This window comes from Campylobacter sp. RM19073 (assembly GCF_024723495.1).
Lineage (GTDB): Bacteria > Campylobacterota > Campylobacteria > Campylobacterales > Campylobacteraceae > Campylobacter > Campylobacter porcelli.
Window position 1 is genome coordinate 57,251 of sequence record NZ_JANQCT010000001.1, and the last position, 15,477, is coordinate 72,727.

The following is a 15,477-nucleotide window of genomic DNA, read 5'->3' on the forward strand; positions in this document are numbered from 1 at the left end:
ATTTATCTAAAAAATATCTTTTTTAGATATAGTCCATTTGGTGGGGCTGGTATTTTGGTAAGTGGCTTTTGAGATTTATAAAGCTTATCAAATTTGGCCAGTTCCATATCGCTATTTGCGGCTTTTAAGGCGTTTGCTACCATTAGTCTGATTTGTGCTCTTAAAAATCCGTTGGCTTTGAATTTGATAATGGTTAAATTTGGATTAAGGCTACGCCTTTTTAGACTTAGTGGGGTTTTGTAAATTTGATACGCATAGGCTTTATAAATCTCTCTAATTGTGGATTTTTCGCCACTTCCGACCTTATAAAATGGCTTAAAATCTTGTATGCCAATGAAGTAAGATAGCGCTAGATTTAGCCTTTGTAAATTTAAATTTGGATAAAAATATACAAAATCGCTTAAAAATGGCGACTTTTTGCCGTGGTAGATGATATATCTATACTCCCTAGCCACTGCACTAAATCTAGGGTGAAAATCCTCATCTACAATATATATATCCTTAAGCGATATATATGGACTAAGATGGCGATTAATCTGCTCTTTTAATCTATCTAAATCCCAAAAATCCCCACAATGAACGGTTGAAATTTGATTTGATGAGTGCACACCCTTATCAGTCCTTGAACCAGATAGTATAGGCTCGTAAATTCCTACATGATTTAATGCCTCATTGAACGCATCTTCTACAGCTTGCATATTTGGCTGGGTTTGTAAGCCGCTGAATTTAGAGCCATTATAGCTATATTTTAGAGCGATTTTCATTAGTATTTTTTTATAACTTTATGTTTAAAAGTAGCTATACTAGCTAAAATCGTAGTTGTAAATATAAGTGGAATTGCGTAAAATGGATATTGCGACATTAGCAAAATTGCGGTAAAATACGCCGCTAAAACAGCAAAAATACCTATATAAATAATCCCCTTTTCATACCTATATGTCACTATACCAAAGCTTAGGGCAAATAGCACACTAGCTAGTGGAAATAGGGCTATTAGAGTATAAATTGTCAGTTTTTTGGCTACTTTTGGGTCGCTATTTACTTGCTGCCAATATTTAATTATACTAAAATTATCTCCATATTTATCTTGTATATTTGAGCGGATTGTGAGCGTATCATACTTTGATACATTCCATTTATTACTTTTAATATCATAGATATAGCCATCTTTTAAGATTAAATTTAGCCTAGCATCTTCATTTGTGATATCTCCGCTACTTGCTGTTATAAATCTCTCATCATCTATACTATTATTATAAAGAACGATATTTTCATATCTTGATAGATTTTCATCGATATTTTGTCTATCTATAAATATCATCCAAGAGCCAAATCTTTGTCCAAATTCGCTTGGTTTGATATTTAAGCTTAGTTTAGTTTTTTTATAAGATACAAAGCTACTATATAAATTTAGTGCCGTAGGCATAGCGACAAGAGTTATAAATAGCAAAATTATCGAGACTATGGTTGAGATTTTTAGGAAAAATTTAGCTATATCCTTTGGGCTATATCCTAAGGTGAATATCACGATACTTTCATTCTCTCTTGATAGTCTAAAAAAGCTCATAGCCAAAGAGACAAAAAACCCAATAGGCACGGTAAATAGCAAAATTTCTGGAAGCATAAATAGATATAGATTGATAAGTTCTAAAAAATTAATATCAATATAGCTAGTAATTCTAGCAATTTGAATAAAAAATACAATCGAAACTATCAAAAATAGCGTCGCAAAAAGCGAAGCAAATGTAGATAAAAAGCTACTAAAAAGATATCTATTTACTCTATTCATATTAATCCTAAATTTATATTATTAAATTTGCTTATTAAAACAATAATAAAACTCGCAAATAGTGCTGGGATAAAGGCTATTTGGCTACTTTTTTTAATTAAGTGAATTATAAGCTGGATTATAGCACCTATAAATAAAGCTATAAATCCCCATTTAAGCCCCAAAATAGCCACCATAGACCCAATAAATATGCTATCAGCATCGCCCATTGGCTCTATGGCATTTTTACGCAGTAGCATTAGTGTGCTTTTTAAGATTATCATAAAACCAATGATAATAAGCGAGTTTAAAGCATTATCAATATCGCTCATAAAAGCGTAAATTATAGCTAAAAAATATCCGCTCATTAGAAGCGAGTTTGGCACAGCCTTTAGCCTAAAATCAATCACGCTAAGAGCGTAAAAAATGGTAAATATTATCACTAAAATTACAGCTAAAATTAAATTTGGCTGAATAAAATATGCCAAAATAGCTAAAATCCCAATTAAAAGCTCAGATATAGGATAGATGGCTGGGATTTGGAATTTACAGCTTTTACACTCTCTTTTTAGGGCTAGATATGAGATTAATGGAATGAGCTCGTAGAAATTTAATTTTTTATGGCATTTAGGGCAGCGACTACGAGTAAAGATAATATCTTGTGAATTTGGTAAGCGTTCTATCAAAACCATAGCAAATGAGCCAAGACATAGACCAAAAATAAAAAATATAAATAGCATTAAATTGCCCCAAATTTACGATGCGTAGATCTAAATTTGGCGATGATTTTATCAAGCTCTTGACTAGTAAAATCTGGCCAAAGAGTTGGTGTAAAGGCTAACTCAGCGTAGCTTGATTGCCATAATAAAAAGTTGCTAAGTCTTTGCTCTCCGCCTGTTCTAATCATCAGATCCACATCTCCAAAACCAGCGCTATCAAGGTGATTTGATATGCTTTGTTCGTTGATCTTAATCCCACTAGCAAGAGCTAAATTTACAGCTCTTACAATCTCATTTTGACTTCCATAGTTTATAGCTAGGATTAAATTTAATCTATCATTATCTTTGGTTTTGTTTTTAAGATTAGTTATAGCATCTTTTAGCTCATTGCTAAATGGGCTTAAATCCCCAATAGTGTGAAATCTAATGCTATTTTCTAAAAACAAATTCTCCTTAAGCTTAATAAATTTTAAAAGCAAATTTAGTAAAAAATCAACCTCGCTTTTTGGCCGTTTCCAGTTTTCTGTGCTAAAGGCATAAAGCGTGAGATTTTTAATCCCATTTTTAGCACAGTAAATAGCTATATTTTCTACTACATCGGCACCTTTTTTGTGTCCATCAGTTCTTACTAGAGTGCGACTTTTTGCCCATCTGCCATTGCCATCCATAATGATAGCTAGGTGATTTAGGGTATTCATATGGTTGCCTTTATAGTTGCTTTTTGCCATAGCGGAGCTACAGCTTTAATCTCAAATTCGCACTTTAATTCACTAGCTAGGGCTTTGCCAAGGCTTGGGTATTGTGAGCTAATTAGGTTAAATTTCCCATCTTTTATAGAGATGATTAATGGTGCAAATATCGAAAATAGAAGGTAAATTTTAGGATTTTTATTAAGCTGAATTTGAAGTAGAGCAGAGCGATTATCATAGTAAAATGGTATATGAAGTATATTTTCATTTAACGCCATAATCATATCTGCATATATGCTAAATTCATCCTTTGATACTGGATTTGCCATTTTATTTTTAATGTGCGAGATGAGCCATGAGAGATTTTGAGAGTTTGCTACCATCTCTATCAGATTTGCTCCACCATCTAAAACTGGCTCTATAATGCTCCTTTTAGTTAGGGAATTTATACTTATCACTCCGCCGCTTTGAGAACCGATATTTGCGTAATATTCACTACCAACTTCTAGATCTGTATAGCTTGTAGTGCTTATGGTTTTAGTGCCAAATTTGATATTATAGCGATTAAATCTAGTTTGCTCTAAAACTTTGATTATCACAGGCAAACTCGAATTTATCATCGTTGGGATATTATTTGCAATCTTTGCTGATTGAATTTGATTTACTCTATTTATCATAGATTTTTCACCAATTTTGTAATTTGCGATGCGATTAGCTCTTTTGGGGCTAAATCGGTTTGCGTGATTGAGTCTTTGGTTATAAAGCTTATTTGCGTCTTAATAGAGCCAAATTTAATCTCATCGTTTAAGATATTTAAGCACACAGCATCAAGATTTTTATCTATTAGCATATTTTTAGCGTTATTTAGAGCATTTTGTGCGTCCATCTCCATTTTAAAGCCGATTTTTTTGCACTTTAGATTTAAATTTTTCAATATATCAATATTTAGTTTTAGCTCGATTTTATCGCCCATTTGATCTTTTTTAATCTTTCCATCTTTGGGATTAAGACAGATAAAATCACTAACTGCCGCACACATTACTAAAATATCATTTTGGGTAACTTTTTGAGAATTTAACGCATTTAAAAGTTCATTTGAGCTTTTAAATTTAATAGTCTCATACGGGGTATCAAAATCAACCGAGCTTATAAATACTACATCTGCACCAGCGTAATAGAAGCTATCAGCTAAGGCCTTTGCCATTTTGCCGCTTGAGTGATTGGTAATTGCTCTTGCGTCATCAATCTTCTCTATTGTAGGTCCTCCTGTGATTATCACCTTTTTGCCTTGATAGAATTTATCTTGATTTAATACCCTTTTAGCAGTCTCTACAATGATCCAAGGCTCATTTAATCCGCCTTTTCCATAATCCAAACAAGCTAAAGTCTTAGCAATTGGCTCAATTATTATAAAGCCATCATCTTTTAAAAGCTCTAAATTTCTAGTTGTCGCTGGATTTTGTAGCATATTATGATTAGCCGCTGGAGCGATTATTTTGGGGCAAGATGCGGCTAATATGGTTTGTAAAAATATATTATCAGCAATCCCAAGTGCGATTTTATTAATGCTATTAGCGGTGGCTGGTGCGATGATGATTAGATCATTTTTGCTAAAGCTTATGTGATCCAGTCCACCCACCCAGCTCTCATTAAGTGAGCTTAAAACGCCATTACTAAGTGCTTCAAAGCCTATTGGGGTGGTAAATTTAAGCGCTCCATCACTTAGCAAAACACGCACATTTGCTCCATTGTTTTTAAGTAGACTTAAAATTTCATAAGCCTTATAAAAGCTGATACTACCACAAACGGCCAAGAGAATATCTCTATTTTTCATCTTTTATACCAAAAAATTTATAGAAAAATCCGCTTTTATTACTCTGTTTGGCTCTAGCAATTATCAAATCACCTTTTTGGCTATCTTTTGTTACGCTAGAACCGGCTGCTATTATCGTATCATCGGCGATATTTAGCGGTGCTATGAGCTGGGTATCGCTACCGATAAATACATTTTTGCCTATTATGGTTTTATTTTTGCTTTTGCCATCGTAATTACAAGTTATGGTGCCACACCCTACATTTGTGCCTTCATTAATCTGACAATCTCCTAAATAGCTTAAATGCCCCGCCTTGACCCCATCTAAATTTGCGTTTTTAAGCTCTACAAAGTTACCAATATGAGTGGATTTTATATAGCTTTTTGGTCTTAAATGTGCCATTGGACCAATGTCGCTATCTATTATTGTGCTATACTCTACTACTGAGCCACTTTTGATAATTGAGTTTTTAATAAGGCAATCTCCCTTAATCACACATCCACTCTCTATCTCACACTCACCTTCAAATTTGGCTCTACTATCTATAAATACACTATCAGGTAGCCTAATTATAACCCCATTTTTCATCAAATTTGATTTAATCTCATTTTGCATTAAAATTTCAGCCTTGCTTAAGGCTAGTTTATCATTTATCCCCATGAAATTTTGCTCATTAACCAAGACATAACCAACGCTTTTACCATCTTTTATAGCTATTTCTATAGCGTCAGTTAGGTAGTATTCATTGCTTGCGTTTTGGTTGTTTATTTGTGGTAGAATTGATTTTAATAGATCTGTATTAAAGCAGTAAGCCCCAGCGTTACATAAATTTATATCTTTTTGGGCTGGAGTAGCGTCTTTTTGCTCTACAATCTTTACTACTTGATTGCCATCTTTTATTACTCTACCATAGCCAAATGGATCTTTGGACTCAAATGTGGCTATGGTTATATCGCTATTTGCTTGAGCTATTGATCTTAGCTCTTCTACTTTTACTAGCGGCATATCAGCGCAAATTATTAATGTTTTATCAAATTTTGGCTTTGCTGCCATAACAGCCCCAGCCGTGCCAGGATAACTCTTAATATCTTGTCTTGCGATATTGATACTGCTAAATTCGCTATTTATAGCTTGGCTAACTTCATCAAATTGATACCCTAAAACCACAGATATATCATCAGAGATTTGAAGTGATTTTTCTATTATATGGCTAATCATAGATCTGCCGCTTAGAGTGTGGAGAACTTTGGATTTTGGCGATTTCATTCTTGTGCCATTACCAGCTGCTAATATGATGATTGATATATTTTTCATGCTCTTTTCTTTGGGGTTAAATTTGGCAATATTGTATCTAAAATATGGTTAAAATTGATTAAATTTGATTTATGGACTTAACAATAAATTTACATAAATTATTTACAATTTTGCTAAAAATAATCAAGGTAGAAGATGAAAATATCCAAGAAAATTTTAATTATTTCTAGTGTTATCGTAGCTAGTGGAGCTATTTTGTGGTGGGGCTTAAGAGATGAAGCACCAAAAGATGAGTATATAACAACGATTGTAAAGCGAGGTGATATAATTCAAAGCGTAGATGCTGTGGGTGAGGTTTTTTCTCGTAATTTAGTTGATGTAGGTGCTCAAGTAAGCGGTCAGATAAAAGAGCTATATGTAAAGGTAGGAGATAGGGTAAAAGCTGGAGATAAAATAGCTCAAATAGATAGCATAAAACAGCAAAACACACTAGATCAGCAACTAGCGGCTTTAGAGATTTTAGAAGCTAAATTAAATTCGGCTAAAATTTCAGTTGATATTGCATTAAAGCAGTATAAAAGGGAGGAAAAACTAGCTAAGCAAAATGCCACAAGCCAACAAAGCTTAGAAAACGCTAAAGATACTTATAGCTTAAAATTGGCTAGTTTAAAGGAGATTGAAGCTCAGATTAAGCAAACTGGAATTGAGATTGATACTGCTAGGACAAATTTAGGCTATACTGATATTAGAGCGCCTTTTGATGGGGTTGTGGTATCTGTGCCTGTGGAGGTAGGTCAGACTATTAATGCTAATCAAACGACTCCAACTTTAGTGAATATCGCTGATTTAACTAAAATGGAGATAAGATTACAAGTTAGTGAGGGCGATGTGCCAAATATAAAGGTAGGAAATAGGGTAGAATACTCGATTCTTTCAAATAATTTTAAAAAATATAGTGCGGAAATTAGCTCAATTGACCCAGGTCTTACTACGCTAAGTGATGGTAAATACTCCACTACCAGCTCGACATCAAGTTCGGCATCAAGCTCGGCAGTATATTATTACGCTAAGGTCAATGTAGATAATAGCGATGAGATTTTGCGTATTGGAATGACAACAGAAAATAGAATAATAATCGCTGAAAATAAAGATGTTTTATATCTTCCTACAATGGCGATAAAATCAGATAAAAATGGGAAATTTGTCTATATCAAAAATGGCGATAAGATAGAGCAAAAACCTATAAAAACTGGTATAACAAATGGGATAAATACTCAGATATTAAATGGATTAAATGAGGGCGATGAGGTTATATATTTTCATCTAAATTCAGATAGTATGAAAAATATGACTAGCGGCCAAAGAAAACCGATGATGAGATTATGATGATTAGACTAAGTAATATTCGCAAATCTTTTAAGATTGGCAATACTCAAACTGAGGTATTAAAGGGGATAGATTTAGAGATTAAAAAGGGTGAATTCGTAGCTATTATAGGGCAATCTGGTAGCGGTAAAAGCACACTTATGAATATCTTAGGTTGCCTTGATACCGCAACTAGCGGAAGCTATGAGCTTGATGGTAAAGATATAAGTAAATTTAATAAAGATGAGCTATCTTATCTTAGGTTAAAGAAATTTGGCTTTATCTTTCAGCGTTATAATCTACTTAGCTCTAATGATACTAAAAGCAATGTAGCCTTGCCTGGAATTTATGCTGGTATGCAAAAAAAAGATAGATTAAATAGAGCCAAAGAGCTATTAGCAAAGCTAGGCTTAGAGACCAAAATAGATACTATGCCAAACTACCTAAGTGGCGGTCAGCAGCAAAGAGTAAGCATAGCTAGAGCGCTTATGAATGGTGGGGAAATTTTGCTTTGTGATGAGCCTACTGGAGCACTTGATAGCGCTAGTGGATTGATGGTAATGCAAATTTTAAAAGACCTTCATAAAGATGGGCACACCATCATAATAGTAACGCATGATAAGGATATAGCTAGCTGGGCAAATCGCATTATAGAGATTAAAGATGGTAATATAATAAAAGATGAGATAAAAAGCGATGAGATCTATGAAAATAGATCTAAAAATATATCTATAGAGTCAAATTTCCAAGCCTTTAAAGATCGGTTGATAGAGAGCTTTATAATGAGCGTATCAGCTATTAAAGCTCATAAGCTTAGATCATTTTTGACTATGCTTGGCATTATAATTGGTATCGCATCAGTAATTTGCGTGGTGGCCTTAGCCAAAGGGAGTGAGCAGAAAATTCTAGCTAGTATAAATAGCATGGGGACAAATACTATTACTATGAATTTAGGCAAAAATTTTGGTGATAGAAATGCTAAGAAGCTTAAGGATTTTAGCATAGAAAGCTATAAAATGCTTGAGGGGTTAAGCTTTGTAGATTATGCTACGCCTAGGATTAATAGCTCTGGACTTTTGACATATGGCAGTAAAAATATAGACGCTAGCCTAAGAAGTGGTAGTGAGAATTTGCTTAGCGTATCTGGTGTTAGTATTATAAGTGGTAGGGATTTTGAGCTTGATGATTTGATATTTTCTCGCTCAAATATTATCATTGATAATTTAGCTCAAAAGGAGCTATTTGATGGGGTTGATCCTATTGGCAAGACAATTATATTTAATAAACAGCCATTTACTATAATAGGAGTAGGATATAAAGATCCAGGCTCATTTGGTGCGGATAATATCACAGTGTATCTGCCATATACAACAGTAGCCAATAAGCTTACTGGTCAGCAAAAGATCCGCTCTATAGTTGTTAAAATCAATGAAAAGGTAAATACTCAAGTTGCTGAAAGTGGCTTAATAGAAGCTATGAGCTCCATTAGGGGAGAGAAAGATTTTTTTACCATAAATTCAGATACCATTAGGCAAACCGTCCAAAGCACGGTAAATACAATGGGGCTTTTGATCTCTGGGGTGGCGTTTATATCGCTAATGGTTGGCGGTATTGGTGTGATGAATATTATGCTTGTGAGTGTTTTTGAGCGGACTAAGGAGATTGGAATTCGTATGGCTATAGGGGCAAAAAGTAGAGATATATTGCTACAATTTTTAATCGAAGCAATACTACTATGCGCTATTGGTGGTGTGATTGGAGTAGCAGTGGCGTATTTGGTTGGCGCCATTGTAAATAGCATAAGCACTGAATTTAGTATGATATTTAGCGTTGCTTCAATTATTATAGCTATTGTGGTTTCTAGCCTTATAGGGATAATTTTTGGCTATATTCCAGCTCAAAATGCCTCTAAGCTAAATCCAATTGATGCGTTATTAAGGGATTGATATGAGATATGTGATTGCTATTTTTATCGCTTTTATAATTAGCGGATGTGCTAGTAAAAAGCTAGATTATGAGATAAAAGAAGTTGAGTTTTATACTCCGAGTTGGTATAAGGACTTTAATCAAACTACATTAAATGAGCTTATTGATTTGGCTATGAAAAATAGCGAAGATCTTAGCAAGGCGGCTTTAAATTTAGAGATAGCTATGCTAAATGCAAATGTAGCAAGCGATGGATATATCCCATCATTTGGTGGAGAGATTAGGGCAAACTCTAGTAGGGATATTAGTAGGAGTGATGGGTTTAGTAGTGGGTTTAACTCTAAATTTAATATTAGCTATGAGCTTGATATATTCGGTAAAATTTATGATAAATATAAATCTAAAGAGTGGCTATGGGTTGCTAGTAGATCAACGCTAGAGAATTTAAGGCTAACTATCATAAATCAAGTAGCAAATATATATTTTAATATCTTATATCTTAATGACTCTTTGCGTAGTTTAAACCAAAATTTAGATAATGCAAAGATGCTTGATGAGCTTGTGAGAATTAAGTATGAAAATGGTAAAGAGGAGTTTTTATCCATTAAGCAAAGCTCACAAAATATATTAAGAATCCAAAATCAAATTCAATCAACCCAAAGATCTTTAGAGCTAAATTATGAGAGCTTGAAAAATCTTACAAGAAGTGATATGAGATTTGATGAGCTTAGCTTAAGCGAAGTTGGATTTGTAGGGATTGGAGGGTTTGATATAGGTGAGCTATCAAATCGCCCAGATATAAGTGAAGCAATTGCGAATCTAAACTCAAGCTTTTATCAATATAGACTAAGTCAAAAGGATCTTTTGCCTACATTTTCGCTTGGGGCGAGCTTGAGTGATGGGGATAGTAAATTTAAAAATAGCTTTGATTTTAATCAATTTGGTGGGGTTTTAAGCTTTAGTTTGCCATTTTTAGACTATTATAAGCTAAAAAAATATATTAAAATTAGTGAGCTTGAGTTTAATAAGCTTAGATTAAGCTACGAACAGACGCTAAAAAATGCTATAAATGAGGTGATAAAGTATATAAATTTCTATCAAACTGATAGTAAAACATATGAGAATTTAATAGTGATGAGAAACGATCAAGCTAAGATTGTAGAAATTTATAAGAGCAAATATGATGAAGGGAGTGCGGAGCTAAAAGATCTACTTGAGGCTCAAGATAGTTTGATCTCAACTCAAATTTCACTAATTAATCAAAAATTTGAGCTTTTAAATGATGAGCTTAGCTACTATAAAGCTATTGCAAAGTAGATGAATCTCTTTGCTAATTTTAGGCAATTTAGTCTATTTGTAGCTATTTGTATGGTGATTTTTGCTCTAAATTTCTATTTGGAGTTTAGAAATTATGAGAAATTCAGATCTTCGCCATATAGTTTTATCAAAGCTAGTTTGCTATTTAGTGATAAAAGGCAGGGTAAAAGTGGGGATTATTATATACTTCAGTTTAAAAGTGATAAATTTATATTCTACACTAGATCAAAAGATTTACCAAAATGTAGTAGCTGTGAAGTAGGAGTGATAACTAAAAATCTTAAATTTAAAGATTATATAACCTCTAGATTTTTCTTACCTAGCTTTAAGATTAGTGATTTTGATGAGCCAAAGAGCCTTACTAATAGATTAAAAGAGAGTATCATAAACCAGCACACAAGCACTAAAATTCAAGAACTATATAGTGCGTTATATTTAGCAACGCCGATGAGTAAGGAGCTACGCCAAAATGTAACTAACTGGGGGATTGCGCATATTATTGCAATTAGCGGATTTCATCTTAGTGTTATATTTATTTTTATATTTTTTATATCAAATTTTACGATCAAACCGCTACAAGATCGCTACTTTCCATATATAAATTTGAGATTTTATATCAGCTTAATTTTGTTTATTTTAATGGGATTTTATCTATATATTTTGGATTTTACGCCTAGTTTTTTACGCTCATATATTATGGGGGTGGTTGGGTTTTTGCTGCTTAGTCGTGGATTAAAGGTATTTAGCTTTGGAAATTTGATTTTATCTATTTTAATCGGGCTTGCTTTTAGCGTTGAGCTACTTTTTTCTATAGGTTTTTATTTCTCATGTTTTGGGGTTTATTTTATATTTTTATATATTTATCATTTTGGAAATAAAGAAGATTTAAGTAGCTATAAGCGTATTTTTATTCATACTTTGGCTTTAGAGATATTTGTGTTTTTAGCGATGAATATTCCTGTTTATTACTTTTTTCCAACTGTGAGTTGGTATCAGCTTAGCGTTATTCCTTTGGCATATGTTTTTATAATATTCTATCCGCTTAGCCTATTTTTACATCTTATTGGGTGTGGTGGGATTTTTGATGAGTGGGTTTTAAAATTTATAGAGTTTGCACCATCGCAGGGTAGGGCAAATGTGGATTTATGGCAGTTCATCGCATATAATATCCTTGCTTTACTAGCGATATATAAAAAGCAGATAATGATATTGTTAGCACTACTTGGGCTATTTGTCTATATTTTTGCCTTGATTTGATTTATTAAGGCTAAAGATAAAGTTATTTACCCCATTTTGGTGATTATATAGTAGTTTTAATTTATGAGCTTCTAAGATATTATATACTATATATAATCCCAAGCCAAAGCTCTTTTTGGCGTTTGAGCCTTGTGTGAATGGCTCTATATAATATTTCAAATCATTCTCTAAAGCAGCACCTTTAGATGAGAATATTATCTCATTATTTGAAATTATAATTTTAAGAGATTTATCATCAGAGTATTTTAAGGCATTATCAATCATATTCTTACACGCAATGGCTAAAAGCTTAAAATCAGCTTTTATAGTAGTATCATCTATGGCTTCTACCTTGACATTTGAGCTATCAGCCATAGCGATATCTATAGCCTCATCTATGACATCTCGCACCTTACACGGCTTTAACTCCCCAACAAGCCTAGAAGTAGCTCTCTCTACAGCAGCAAATTCATTTATCAAACTCTCAAGTCGCTCAAAGACATCGATTAATCGCTCTTGATTTTTATTTTTCTCTATCATCTCAGCAGTAATCCTGCCTTTTGTGATTGGAGTTTTTAGCTCGTGCATGATATTACGAAGGAATAGTTGGCGACTTTTATTTAAATTTTTAATCTGGCTTACAGCTTCATAAAACGCACTTGCAACCTGGCTAATCTCATCATTTCCAGTGGCGACATTTTTAATCTCTAAGTCGCCTTGAGCAAATTTATCAATTTCACGCTTTAGCTTACCAAGTGGCATAATCTTTCTTATAATGAATATATATGTAAGCAGTATAATCCCCGCTACAAAAGCAAAGATAATCTGTATTATTATATATCTATAAGATTGATAGGCTGTATCAATAAGTAGTAGAGTTTCATCATCTTTGGTGATTTTAAGATAGTTTTTCTTTTGATGAAACAATATAGCACTCACGCCTAGCTCAGTAGAGATCTCCTCTAATGTAGCGGCCTCTTTTATGATTTTCTCTTTTTTATCCTCATTAATTACTGGTGGCATATATAAATTTGATAGTTGCTCTTTATACTCATCTTGAGTGATTATCTCATTTAGATAGAGTAAGGTTGCCCTAGCTACGATGGAGTATTTAGTGTTTAGCTCTCTTGCATAGTTGGCTTTATCATACTCTATAAGCCATAAAAAGGCTATACCAATAGCTCCAATTCCAAGTGTAAAAATCAAAGTAATAGTATAAAAAATAGATGAAAATCGCATTTAAGCACTCTTTAAATTTACTGCTCTAGCTTATAGCCTACACCTCTAATTGCGTGTATATATTTTGGCTCTTTGGGGTTTTCTCCAATCTTAGTTCTAATGCGTCCGATTATAACATCAATACTTTTATTTGTGCTATCTTCATTTATTGAGTTGCAGTTATAAATCAGCTCTTCTCTGCTGATAGCACCTCCTTCTTTTTTGATTAAATATCTTAGTATATCATACTCAGCTACTGTGAGTTGAAGTGGCTCACCTTTTAGTGTGATAATATGGCGAAAATCATCACAAACTAAATCTTTTTGAGTTGGAGAGATCTCTTGCATTGTTATATTTTGGCGGCGTAAATGGCTCTTAATTCGTGCTAGAAGCTCTTGAGGATTGTATGGCTTTGGCAAGTAGTCATCAGCACCAAATTCAAAAGCATTAATCTTATCATTTATATCATGTCTAGCGCTTGAGATGATTATAGGGATTGTATGTTTGATGCGTATCTCTTTACACACTTCTAAACCATCAATCCCAGGTAGAGTAAGATCTAAAATAACTAGATCAAATTTACTGGTATTAAGAGTAGAAAGCCCTAAATATGGGTCATCGCATATCTTAACTTCTATATCAAACTGCTCTAAATACTCACTTAAAATCTCAGCAAGCTCAAAATCATCTTCGATCATTAGAATTTTTATCATATATCTGCCTTACAAATTTAGACTGATTATAACCAAAAATAGCTATTATTTCAATACAAGCCCCATTAGAATTCCGGCTCTATTTATCCATATTATCGGCTTTCTATTTGAGGCTTTAGAGGTTTGTAGCTCTTTGCTAAATTCATTTATGTTGTTTATGATTTTTTCATTTACTTGAATGATTATATCTCCACTTTCAAAGCCGGTATTAGCAGCATTTGAGCCCTCTTTAACATCTGTGATTAATACCCCTTTTATATCTTGAGGGATTTTATATTTATACCTTATATCATCGCTTAAATTTTGCACACTTAGCCCATCGATGCTAAAATTCTTAGCTATAGTTTCTACTTCATCGCTAGTAGTTAGCTGAAGTTTTGTAGAGTAAATTTTACCAGCTCTTTCATACTCTAAGCTGATTTTGGTATTTGGAGGGTAGGCTCCAATTATATTTTTTAGATCATTTGCGCTTTTAATTTGCTTATTATCTACTTTTATAATCAAATCTCCCCTTTGTAATCCAGCCTTGTTAGCTGGGTAGCCTTTTTCTACATTGGTAATTAATGCACCCTCTTTATTTTTATATATCTCTTTTTGATCTGTGGTTAAATTTGCTATCATTACGCCAATGTAACCACGAGTTATCTTTCCATCGCTAATTAATTTTTGAGCTATGGTTTTTACCATATTTGATGGTATGGCAAAGCCTATGCCGTTATTGCCACCGCTTCTGCTTAAAATAGCTGAGTTTATCCCTACTAAAGCCCCACGACTATCTATCAATGCTCCACCGCTATTGCCTGGATTTATACTAGCATCTGTTTGGATAAAATCCTCATATTGATTTAGCCCGATATTATCTTTATTTAAACCACTAATTATACCGCTTGTAATGCTGCCGCCCACGCCAAATGGATTACCAATGGCAAATACCACATCGCCTTCAAGTAGCTTTGAGCTATCAGCGAAGTATGCTGGGGTTAAATTTGTCGCTTCGATTTTGATAATTGCTAGGTCAGTTTTTGGGTCTGAGCCTACTACTTTTGCTTTATACTCCTTTGAGTTATCAAGCATTGAGACTATGATCTCATCGCTATCTTCTATCACATGGTAGTTAGTTACTATATATCCATTGCTAGTGATGATAACTCCAGAGCCTAAAGATGAGCTTTTTTGACTTCTATGCTCTGGTATATTAAAGCCAAATCCAAAAAATTCTTTAAAAAATGGATCATTCATTAAACTATTTAAGTTATTTTTTGTTTTTATTGTTTTGCTTGTAGATATATTTACAACTGCTTGTTTGGCTTTTTGAATTGAGCTATTGTATGATAAAATTGAGTTTTGATCTAAGGCTGGATTGATACGAGTAAAATTTGAGTTTGCATCGCGAAATTCCACATCTGCACCAAAAATAGCCGTAGCTGCTAATAGGGATATTAGTGATATTTTTGTCAT

14 protein-coding genes are annotated in these 15,477 nt (G+C 33.4%); 4 read left to right on the forward strand and 10 right to left on the reverse strand.

The window, feature by feature from the left end; all coding sequences use genetic code 11:
- Positions 1-2: 2 nt before the first annotated feature.
- The 7 genes from truA to glmU are packed head-to-tail and all read right to left on the reverse strand — an operon-like array spanning position 3 to position 6,304.
- Complete coding sequence (gene truA / locus CSUIS19073_RS00310; protein ID WP_086236578.1) at positions 3-764, reverse strand: tRNA pseudouridine(38-40) synthase TruA; 762 nt, start codon at positions 762-764, stop codon at positions 3-5.
- Positions 764-1,789: an LptF/LptG family permease gene (locus CSUIS19073_RS00315; protein ID WP_086236579.1), complete on the reverse strand. Its 1,026-nt coding sequence runs from the start codon at positions 1,787-1,789 to the stop codon at positions 764-766. The genes truA and CSUIS19073_RS00315 overlap by 1 nt, the downstream gene beginning before the upstream one ends.
- Positions 1,786-2,508, reverse strand: coding sequence for a prepilin peptidase (locus CSUIS19073_RS00320; protein ID WP_086236580.1), 723 nt, complete (start codon positions 2,506-2,508; stop codon positions 1,786-1,788). Before CSUIS19073_RS00320 ends, CSUIS19073_RS00315 begins: the two co-directional genes overlap by 4 nt.
- A complete protein-coding gene (gene uppS / locus CSUIS19073_RS00325; protein WP_086236581.1) occupies positions 2,508-3,185 on the reverse strand; it encodes a polyprenyl diphosphate synthase in 678 nt (225 codons plus the stop codon). Before uppS ends, CSUIS19073_RS00320 begins: the two co-directional genes overlap by 1 nt.
- A complete protein-coding gene (locus CSUIS19073_RS00330; RefSeq protein ID WP_086236582.1) occupies positions 3,182-3,853 on the reverse strand; it encodes a hypothetical protein in 672 nt (223 codons plus the stop codon). Before CSUIS19073_RS00330 ends, uppS begins: the two co-directional genes overlap by 4 nt.
- Positions 3,850-5,010 carry a bifunctional phosphopantothenoylcysteine decarboxylase/phosphopantothenate--cysteine ligase CoaBC gene (gene coaBC / locus CSUIS19073_RS00335; protein WP_086236583.1) on the reverse strand — a complete coding sequence of 387 codons (1,161 nt, stop codon included), beginning with the start codon at positions 5,008-5,010 and terminating at the stop codon, positions 3,850-3,852. The genes CSUIS19073_RS00330 and coaBC overlap by 4 nt, the downstream gene beginning before the upstream one ends.
- Positions 5,000-6,304 carry a bifunctional UDP-N-acetylglucosamine diphosphorylase/glucosamine-1-phosphate N-acetyltransferase GlmU gene (glmU, locus tag CSUIS19073_RS00340; protein WP_086242064.1) on the reverse strand — a complete coding sequence of 435 codons (1,305 nt, stop codon included), beginning with the start codon at positions 6,302-6,304 and terminating at the stop codon, positions 5,000-5,002. The genes coaBC and glmU overlap by 11 nt, the downstream gene beginning before the upstream one ends.
- Before the next feature lie 135 nt (positions 6,305-6,439).
- Between glmU and CSUIS19073_RS00345 the strand changes: the two genes are divergently transcribed.
- Genes CSUIS19073_RS00345 through CSUIS19073_RS00360 form a run of 4 tightly spaced genes read left to right on the forward strand, consistent with a single transcriptional unit; the run spans position 6,440 to position 12,109 of the window.
- Positions 6,440-7,630 carry an efflux RND transporter periplasmic adaptor subunit gene (locus CSUIS19073_RS00345; protein ID WP_086242065.1) on the forward strand — a complete coding sequence of 397 codons (1,191 nt, stop codon included), beginning with the start codon at positions 6,440-6,442 and terminating at the stop codon, positions 7,628-7,630.
- The gene (locus CSUIS19073_RS00350; protein WP_086242066.1) at positions 7,630-9,555 is read left to right on the forward strand and encodes a MacB family efflux pump subunit; all 1,926 of its coding nucleotides are present in this window, start codon (positions 7,630-7,632) and stop codon (positions 9,553-9,555) included. The genes CSUIS19073_RS00345 and CSUIS19073_RS00350 overlap by 1 nt, the downstream gene beginning before the upstream one ends.
- 1 nt (position 9,556) lies before the next feature.
- On the forward strand, positions 9,557-10,852 hold the full coding sequence (locus CSUIS19073_RS00355; protein WP_086236587.1) for a TolC family protein: 1,296 nt from the start codon (positions 9,557-9,559) through the stop codon (positions 10,850-10,852).
- Positions 10,853-12,109: a ComEC/Rec2 family competence protein gene (locus CSUIS19073_RS00360; protein ID WP_086236588.1), complete on the forward strand. Its 1,257-nt coding sequence runs from the start codon at positions 10,853-10,855 to the stop codon at positions 12,107-12,109.
- On the opposite strand, the gene CSUIS19073_RS00365 is transcribed toward CSUIS19073_RS00360, so the two are convergent.
- The 3 genes from CSUIS19073_RS00365 to CSUIS19073_RS00375 are packed head-to-tail and all read right to left on the reverse strand — an operon-like array spanning position 12,080 to position 15,477.
- Positions 12,080-13,327, reverse strand: coding sequence for an ArsS family sensor histidine kinase (locus tag CSUIS19073_RS00365; protein WP_086236589.1), 1,248 nt, complete (start codon positions 13,325-13,327; stop codon positions 12,080-12,082). The two genes, CSUIS19073_RS00360 and CSUIS19073_RS00365, sit on opposite strands and share 30 nt — an antisense overlap.
- A gap of 17 nt (positions 13,328-13,344) precedes the next feature.
- Positions 13,345-14,019, reverse strand: coding sequence for a response regulator transcription factor (locus CSUIS19073_RS00370; RefSeq protein ID WP_086242067.1), 675 nt, complete (start codon positions 14,017-14,019; stop codon positions 13,345-13,347).
- A 45-nt stretch (positions 14,020-14,064) separates the two neighbouring features.
- Entirely contained in the window at positions 14,065-15,477 is a 1,413-nt protein-coding gene (locus CSUIS19073_RS00375) for a Do family serine endopeptidase (protein WP_086242068.1), read from the reverse strand.

Bases quoted from the DNA above. Each gene is read 5' to 3' on its own strand.
- truA (WP_086236578.1), bottom strand. From the start codon at position 764: ATGAAAATCGCTCTAAAATATAGCTATAATGGCTCTAAATTCAGCGGC.
- uppS (WP_086236581.1), bottom strand. From the start codon at position 3,185: ATGAATACCCTAAATCACCTAGCTATCATTATGGATGGCAATGGCAGA.
- CSUIS19073_RS00320 (WP_086236580.1), bottom strand. From the start codon at position 2,508: ATGCTATTTATATTTTTTATTTTTGGTCTATGTCTTGGCTCATTTGCT.
- glmU (WP_086242064.1), bottom strand. From the start codon at position 6,304: ATGAAAAATATATCAATCATCATATTAGCAGCTGGTAATGGCACAAGA.
- CSUIS19073_RS00345 (WP_086242065.1), top strand. From the start codon at position 6,440: ATGAAAATATCCAAGAAAATTTTAATTATTTCTAGTGTTATCGTAGCT.
- CSUIS19073_RS00330 (WP_086236582.1), bottom strand. From the start codon at position 3,853: ATGATAAATAGAGTAAATCAAATTCAATCAGCAAAGATTGCAAATAAT.
- CSUIS19073_RS00355 (WP_086236587.1), top strand. From the start codon at position 9,557: ATGAGATATGTGATTGCTATTTTTATCGCTTTTATAATTAGCGGATGT.
- CSUIS19073_RS00350 (WP_086242066.1), top strand. From the start codon at position 7,630: ATGATTAGACTAAGTAATATTCGCAAATCTTTTAAGATTGGCAATACT.
- CSUIS19073_RS00360 (WP_086236588.1), top strand. From the start codon at position 10,853: ATGAATCTCTTTGCTAATTTTAGGCAATTTAGTCTATTTGTAGCTATT.
- CSUIS19073_RS00370 (WP_086242067.1), bottom strand. From the start codon at position 14,019: ATGATAAAAATTCTAATGATCGAAGATGATTTTGAGCTTGCTGAGATT.
- coaBC (WP_086236583.1), bottom strand. From the start codon at position 5,010: ATGAAAAATAGAGATATTCTCTTGGCCGTTTGTGGTAGTATCAGCTTT.
- CSUIS19073_RS00375 (WP_086242068.1), bottom strand. From the start codon at position 15,477: ATGACAAAAATATCACTAATATCCCTATTAGCAGCTACGGCTATTTTT.
- CSUIS19073_RS00365 (WP_086236589.1), bottom strand. From the start codon at position 13,327: ATGCGATTTTCATCTATTTTTTATACTATTACTTTGATTTTTACACTT.
- CSUIS19073_RS00315 (WP_086236579.1), bottom strand. From the start codon at position 1,789: ATGAATAGAGTAAATAGATATCTTTTTAGTAGCTTTTTATCTACATTT.